The sequence below is a fragment of the Halorubrum sp. AJ67 genome (genome assembly GCF_000513435.1).
Map to the genome: position 1 here is coordinate 106,333 of NZ_CBVY010000006.1, position 6,059 is coordinate 112,391.

The following is a 6,059-nucleotide window of genomic DNA, read 5'->3' on the forward strand; positions in this document are numbered from 1 at the left end:
CGACGTCGGGAACGCCGGGATCGAGACGGACGACCGCGGCTTCATCGAGACGGACGACCGCACCCGCACCGCGGTCGAGGGCGTTCACGCCGTCGGCGACGTCGCCGGTGATCCGATGCTCGCGCACGCGGCCTCCAACGAGGGGATCGTCGCCGCCGAGGTGATCGCCGGCGAGCCGGCGGCGCTCGACCGGCAGGCGGTCCCGGCGGCCGTCTTCACCGACCCCGAGATCGGCACGGTGGGGATGACCGAGGCCGAGGCCGAAGACGACGGCTTCGAGCCCGTCGTCGGCGAGATGCCGTTTAACGCCTCCGGCCGGGCGATGACGACCGGTCACACCGAGGGGTTCGTTCGGATCGTCGCCGACGACGAGACCGGCTTCGTGCTGGGCGCGCAGATCGTCGGTCCCGAGGCCTCCGAGCTGATCGCCGAGGTCGCGCTCGCGGTCGAGATGGGCGCGACCCTCGAAGACGTGGCCGCGACCGTCCACACCCACCCGACGCTCGCGGAGGCCGTGATGGAGGCGGCCGAGAACGCGCGCGGGCAGGCGATCCACACGCTGAACCGTTGAGGAGCGAGTTTAGACCGTCGCTCGCGGCGTCGCGGTCGCGACTCTCGCTCGTGATACGGGACCTCCTCCGCTCGAACGACTCTTCGCCCGAACTGTCGGAGATCAGAACTGTCTGCTTCTCGACTGGCGTCCCCGAAATGTGTATCCACTTGAAGGAAGAGGTCGCGCCTCCTGATGATTACTTCGCAGATTCACAAATAGAACTTCATTATTTCGATATAATTCCTCTATTATAACGATGTTTCCCTCGACGAATTAGACAATATTATCAGCGGCGAGGACCGACCATTTCTTGATGGCTAGTAATACGCAAAACTGGTGGCCGGACCAGTTGGACTTGGAGCTACTCGATCAGAACGGCTACGATGTCGGCCCCTACGACGAGGAGTTCGACTACGCGGCGGCGTTCGAGGACCTCGACCTCGACGAGGTCAAGGCGGACATCGAGGAGGTCCTGACGGACTCGAAAGACTGGTGGCCGGCCGACTACGGCCACTACGGCCCGCTTTTCATCCGCATGACGTGGCACGCGGCCGGGACGTATCGCTCGCTCGACGGCCGCGGCGGCGCGGCCGGCGGACACCAGCGGCTCCCGCCGATCAGCAGCTGGCCCGACAACGTCAACCTCGACAAGGCCCGGCGGCTGCTGGAGCCGATCAAGACGAAGTACGGCGAGAAGCTCTCGTGGGCCGACCTCATCGTCCTCACTGGCAACGTCGCGCTGGAGTCGATGGGCTTCGAGACGTTCGGCTTCGCGGGCGGCCGCGCGGACGATTTCAAAGGCGACGACTCCATCGACTGGGGTCCTGAAAGCGAGTGGGAGACCACCTCCGAGGAGCGCTTCGACGAGAACGGCGACCTGAAGCCGCCGCTCGGTAACACCGTGATGGGCCTCATCTACGTCAACCCCGAGGGGCCGAACGGCGAGCCGGACCTCGACGGCTCCGCGAAGAACATCCGACAGTCCTTCAGCCGAATGGCGATGAACGACAAAGAGACCGTCGCGCTCATCGCCGGCGGCCACACGTTCGGGAAGGTCCACGGCGCGGACTCCGGTGACAACCTCGGTCCCGAACCCGAGGACGCCCCCATCGACCTCCAGGGTCTCGGCTGGGACAATGAGTTCGGCGAGGGGAAGGGTCCCGACGCGATCACCAGCGGCATCGAGGGGCCGTGGAACGCCACGCCCACCGTCTGGGACATGAGCTACGTCAACAACCTGCTCTCCTACGACTGGGAGCCGGAGAAGGGTCCCGGCGGCGCGTGGCAGTGGACCACGAAGAACGACGAGCTGGACGACGCCGCGCCCGGCGTCGCGGACCCCTCCGACAAGGAGGACATCATGATGCTCACGACGGACGTCGCCCTGAAGCACGACGACGACTTCCGGGCGGTCTTAGAGGAGTTCCGCGACGACCCCGACGAGTTCCAGGACACGTTCGCGAAGGCGTGGTACAAGCTCCTCCACCGCGACATGGGCCCGCCGGAGCGGTTCCTCGGCCCCGAGGTCCCGGAGGAGACGATGATCTGGCAGGACCCCCTGCCGGACGCCGACTACGAGACCGTCGGCGACGCGGAGATCTCCGACCTCAAGGGCCAGCTGCTCGACTCCGAGCTGTCGGTCGGCGAGCTGGTCAAGACCGCGTGGGCGGCGGCGTCCACCTACCGCGACAGCGACAAGCGCGGCGGCGCGAACGGCGCGCGGATCCGCCTCGAACCGCAGCGGAGCTGGGAGGCCAACGAGCCGGAGCAGCTGGCCGACGTCCTCTCGACGCTCGAATCGATCCAAGCCGACTTCAACGAGTCGCGGTCCGACGACGTCCGCGTCTCGCTCGCCGATCTCATCGTGCTGGGCGGGACCGCCGCCGTCGAGCAGGCCGCGGCCGACGCGGGCCACGACGTCGAGGTTCCCTTCGAACCCGGCCGCGTCGACGCCACCGAGGAGCAGACCGACGTCGACTCGTTCGAGGCGCTAAAGCCCGACGCCGACGGCTTCCGCAACTACCTCGGCGACACCGACGAGGACGTCGAGGACCTCATGGTCGACAAGGCGGACCTGCTGAACCTGACCGCCAGCGAGATGACCGTGCTGGCCGGCGGCCTGCGCGCGCTGGGTGCGACCTACGGCGACTCCGACCGCGGGGTCTTCACGGACCAGCCCGGCACGCTCACGAACGACTTCTTCGCGAACCTGCTCGACATGCAGTACGAGTGGGACGCGGTCACCGAAGACGAGGACGTCTTCGAGATCCGCCACCGCGAGACCGGCGAGGTCGCGTGGGAGGCGACGCGCGCTGACCTGATCTTCGGCTCGAACGCGCGGCTCCGCACCATCGCGGACGTGTACGCGAGCGACGAGGAGCAGTTCGTCGAGGACTTCGCCGAGACCTGGAGCGAGGTCATGAAGCTCGACCGGTTCGACCTGAACTAACGCGGTCACTCCCGCAGTCCGGTTTCTTCTCCTTCGAGTCGTCCGAGTCTGGCCCACAGATACCCCTCCGTCGCTCGTTGCTCACGAGTCTCCCGCCGAGCTTGCTATCCTCGATGGCTTACGGTCCGACTTCAGTCGGTCCCCCAGCAGGCGATCTCAATATTCTATATCGCGGTATACAATTTATTGAGCTGCCGCGGGGCTGAACTCCTTGTCCGGAACGCCCCGTGTTTTCGTCCGTTTCGGCGTCTCGGTGGCGATCGACCCGCTTTTTTCCCGCCAGACCGTCGCTCGCGACATGGCCGACGAGTTCGACCCAGAGAAGTTCGAGGACAAGTACGCGCACTACTTCAACGAGCTTCAGCGCGCGTACAAGAACGCGTTCAACCAGATGAACGACCGGTACGACTCGGAGCTGATCCACGGTATCGACCAGACCGTGCTCAACGAGTCAGAGCCGTTCTACGAGGACGGCGAGTTCCGCGTCGAACTCCCGGAGAACCCGCGCGAGCGGATCCGCGGAGCCGTCGCCGTGGACGACGAGACGTTCGAGGAGACGCTCGACGAGTACGTCGAGCGGATCGAGTCCGAACTGTACCGGACTCTCGGCGTCGACCGTCCCGAGTGAGCCGGGCGGCGTCCTCCACCCGGATCCGCCCGAACCAAAGGCATAAGCACGCCGACCGCCAACTCGTAGGCATGAGCACGGACGCGACTGACGCGGACAACGACCTCCGCGAGCGGATCACGAACTTCCTGCGGCGTAACTTCCCGCAGATCCAGATGCACGGCGGCAGCGCCGCCATCGCCCACCTCGACCGCGAGAAGGGCGAGGTGACGGTCCAGCTCGGCGGAGCCTGTTCCGGCTGCGGTATCTCCCCGATGACGATCCAGGCGATCAAGTCCCGGATGGTCAAAGAGATCCCCGAGATCGAGACGGTCCACGCCGACACCGGCGCGGCCGCGGGTGCCGACGGCGACCTCGGCGGAACGAGCAGCGGCGGGATGTCGCCCTCCTTCCCCGGGGAGACGACCGACGACGGCGGCGACGACGAAGGCCCGCAGGCCCCGTTCTGAGCCGGTCGACCGCGGACGGCCCCTTCTCCGCTTTTCTCAGGCTTTAAGTCACATCTCTACCGGCCGAATATCGGTCTTTTTGTCTGCCTCTCGGCGATTTTCTGTCGCCGTGGTCGATTCTGACTTGTCGTCGATCGATGACGGAGTAAATCATATTTCGCTATATCGAATGTACGACTCGATCGAGATGGGGCCGACTGAAGCCTTTTTGCCCCCGGCACTCGTTGAGGCGCTCTATGTACCATCGCGAGGTCGAACCCACGGCGGAGTACGTCGCGCGGTTCGAGACGGGTGCCGACTGGCGCGAGGAGATCGAGTCGCTGGCCCGCGAGGAGGACGTCGAGGCCGGCTGGTTCACGGCGCTCGGCGCGGTCCAAGACGCGGACGTCTGGTTCTACGACCAGGAGGACACCGAGTACCGGTCGGTCACCTTCGACGAGCCGCTGGAGGTCGCGGCCTGCGTGGGCAACGTCTCACTTCTGGAGGGCGACGTGTTCGCGCACACCCACGTCGTGCTCTCGCGGCCGAGCGGGCAGGCGCTCGCGGGGCACCTCGACTCGGCGACGGTCTGGGCCGGCGAGTGTCACCTGCGCGCGTTCGCCGAGCCGCTCGAACGCTCGCACGACGAAGCCACGGACCTCGACCTGTGGCTGTGACCCGGAGCGCGCGCACGGCCTCCGCGGTCGACGCCCGATGAGACCGGACGACGAGCGCTACTTCGCGCAGATCGAGGAGCGCCTCGACGAGGCGTGGGAAGTCGCGGAAACGGCCAAAGAGCAGGGCCACGACCCGGAGCCGGAGATCGAGATCCCGGTCGCGCGCGACATGGCCGACCGCGTCGAGAACATCCTCGGGATCGACGGGGTCGCCGAGCGCGTCCGCGACTTGGAGGGAGAGATGTCCCGCGAGGAGGCCGCCCTAGAGCTGGTTACCGACTTCGTCGACGGCAGCGTCGGCGACTACGACTCCCGAGAGGGGAAGATCGAGGGGGCCGTTCGGACCGCGGTCGCGCTGCTCACCGAGGGTGTCGTCGCCGCGCCGATCGAGGGGATTGACCGCGTCGAGCTGTTGGAGAACGACGACGGCACCGAGTTCGTCAACGTCTACTACGCCGGCCCGATCCGCTCCGCGGGCGGGACCGCGCAGGCGCTGTCCGTGCTCGTCGCCGACTACGCCCGATCGCTGCTCGGCGTCGACGAGTACAAGCCCCGCGACGCCGAGGTCGAGCGCTACGCCGAGGAGATCGCCCTCTACGACAAGGAGACGGGGCTCCAGTACACGCCGAAGGACAAGGAGTCGAAGTTCATCGCGAAGCACATCCCGATCATGCTCGACGGGGAGGCGACGAGCGACGAGGAGGTCTCCGGGTTCCGCGACCTGGAACGCGTCGACACCAACTCCGCGCGCGGCGGGATGTGCCTCGTCGCCGCCGAGGGGATCGCGCTGAAGGCCCCGAAGATCCAGCGGTATACCCGCGATCTGGAGGAGGTCGACTGGCCGTGGCTCCAGGACCTGATCGACGGGACGATCGGGAAGGACGGGGCCGGCGACGGCGACGCGGCGGAAGACGCCGAGGACGAGTCCGCGGAGAGCGACGGCGACGGCGACGCCGAGAACGACGCGGAGGGGGACGGCTCGAACGCGGACGAGCCGGCCGGACCGGTCCGGGCCGACCCCTCCCAGAAGTTCCTCCGCGACCTCATCGCGGGCCGCCCCGTGTTCACACATCCGAGCGAGGCCGGCGGGTTCCGACTGCGGTACGGTCGCGCGCGCAACCACGGGTTCGCGACCGGCGGCGTCCACCCCGCGACGATGCACATCGTCGACGACTTCCTCGCGGCGGGGACACAGATCAAGACGGAGCGCCCGGGGAAGGCCCACGGCGTCGTCCCCGTCGACTCCATCGAGGGACCGACGGTCCGGCTCGCGAACGGCGAGGTCCGCCGGATCGACGACCCCGAGGAGGCCAAGGAGGTCCGC

General features: G+C 67.2%; 4 protein-coding genes and 2 pseudogenes (1 of these 6 running past the window's edge). All 6 read left to right on the forward strand.

Annotated features, from left to right (window positions below; translation table 11 throughout):
- Positions 1–571 (forward strand): annotated as a pseudogene (gene lpdA / locus BN903_RS07620) (dihydrolipoyl dehydrogenase) (it extends 839 nt beyond the left edge of the window).
- 295 nt (positions 572–866) lie between these two features.
- The gene (gene katG / locus BN903_RS07625) at positions 867–3,002 is read left to right on the forward strand and encodes a catalase/peroxidase HPI (RefSeq protein WP_048077170.1); all 2,136 of its coding nucleotides are present in this window, start codon (positions 867–869) and stop codon (positions 3,000–3,002) included.
- Between the two features lie 298 nt (positions 3,003–3,300).
- Positions 3,301–3,630, forward strand: coding sequence for a DUF5783 family protein (locus BN903_RS07630; protein WP_048077171.1), 330 nt, complete (start codon positions 3,301–3,303; stop codon positions 3,628–3,630).
- 71 nt (positions 3,631–3,701) lie between these two features.
- The gene (locus tag BN903_RS07635; RefSeq protein WP_048077172.1) at positions 3,702–4,079 is read left to right on the forward strand and encodes an iron-sulfur cluster biogenesis protein NfuA; all 378 of its coding nucleotides are present in this window, start codon (positions 3,702–3,704) and stop codon (positions 4,077–4,079) included.
- 236 nt (positions 4,080–4,315) lie between these two features.
- Positions 4,316–4,735, forward strand: coding sequence for a PPC domain-containing DNA-binding protein (locus BN903_RS07640; protein WP_048077173.1), 420 nt, complete (start codon positions 4,316–4,318; stop codon positions 4,733–4,735).
- Between the two features lie 37 nt (positions 4,736–4,772).
- Positions 4,773–6,059 (forward strand): annotated as a pseudogene (locus tag BN903_RS07645) (DNA polymerase II large subunit); the annotation flags it as partial.

Coding starts and splice junctions, on each gene's coding strand:
- katG (WP_048077170.1), top strand. CDS start 867: ATGGCTAGTAATACGCAAAACTGGTGGCCGGACCAGTTGGACTTGGAG.
- BN903_RS07630 (WP_048077171.1), top strand. CDS start 3,301: ATGGCCGACGAGTTCGACCCAGAGAAGTTCGAGGACAAGTACGCGCAC.
- BN903_RS07635 (WP_048077172.1), top strand. CDS start 3,702: ATGAGCACGGACGCGACTGACGCGGACAACGACCTCCGCGAGCGGATC.
- BN903_RS07640 (WP_048077173.1), top strand. CDS start 4,316: ATGTACCATCGCGAGGTCGAACCCACGGCGGAGTACGTCGCGCGGTTC.